This window comes from Acidovorax cavernicola, assembly GCF_003581445.1.
The window spans coordinates 1-1,200 of sequence record NZ_QXMN01000238.1 but is presented as its reverse complement, the minus strand read 5'-3'; the positions used below and the strand labels follow the sequence as shown (position 1 = coordinate 1,200).

1 protein-coding gene is annotated in these 1,200 nt (G+C 67.2%); it reads right to left on the bottom strand.

The window, feature by feature from the left end; translation table 11 throughout:
• Positions 1-3: 3 nt before the first annotated feature.
• Positions 4-1,200: FAD-binding oxidoreductase (locus tag D3H34_RS32830; RefSeq protein ID WP_147400605.1), on the bottom strand; the 1,197-nt coding region annotated here is incomplete at its 5' end.

Sequence of the window (1,200 nt, the reverse complement as noted above, 5' to 3'; positions counted from 1 at the left end):
AGCTTATGCCGTCTGGCGCAGTGGCTGCACGGCTTCCCAGCTGCGCAGCTTGCCCGGATTGAGCAGGCCCAGCGGATCGAAGCGCTGCTTGGTGCTGACCACGGCCGGGTCGAGGTTGTTCTGCTTGCCGTCCTCGACGATGTAGACATGCGGGTTGTTGATCTGCACGCCGTGGTCGCGGTAGATCTGCATGATCTGGTTGAGCCGCTCCTCGGTGGTGTAGCGGATGATCTGCAGTCCGCTGCAGTTGAACGCGCCTTCCTTGGTGCGCAGGAACTCGAGGTGCATCATGACTTCGCCGCCCAGCGCGGCTTCGAGCGCCTTGACCTGCTCGATGCGGCGCTGCGGGTTGAAGCCGCTCTGGATATAGGTCAGGCCCTTGTCCACTTTGAGCGCGTGCAGCGTGGTGTGGTTCCAGGTGTATTCGACCAGCGTCTTGTTGCCGGCCTTCACTTCGTCGGCGGTCTTGCGGTAGGTGACCCGGCCGCCATGCTTTGCCACCATGTCGCGCATGCCGGCTTCGGACTGCGGCGCGACCAGCAGCAGCACCGCGTGGCAGCCCGTGGGCAGGTGCTCGGCGAGGCTGGTGAAGTAGGCGGGAATCGGCGCGGCGAGAAAGCAGACTTCCTTCTTCTCGAGCCCAGGGGCGCTGCCGAAGCGATCGGCGAATTCGAGCGCGGCATCGAATGCATCGAAGGTTGCGATGCACTCGGTCCAGGCCACGGTGGGCGTGAGCGCGACTTCGAGTTCGAGCACGATGCCGTTGGTGCCATAGGTATGGTGCAGCAGCATGGCTTCGGCGCCGCGCAGCTCGATGATCTGCGGCTCGGGCGCCACCGTCATCGCGCGCACGGCCAGCACGTTGCCCGGCGCGGCCAATGGGCCGTGGTTGATCGAGCCCGCGCCGCCGAACCCGCCGCCGAACAGTCCGCCCAGCGTCGCGCTGCGGTAGGTCGATGGCAGCCAGCGCAGTTCCTGGCCCAGCGGCCTGGCCTGGGCGTCGAAGTCGGCCAGGCGTATGCCCGCCTGCGCGCGGCCCGTGCCGCCGCGCACCCAGCCGAATGCGTTGTAGCCCGACAGGTCGAGGATCACGCCGCCATGCAGCGGCGTGCACTGGCCGTAATTGCCCGTGCCGCTGCCGCGCACGGTGAGCGGAATGCCCGCGCTGGCGCAGGCCGCGACGACCTGGCGGATTTCATC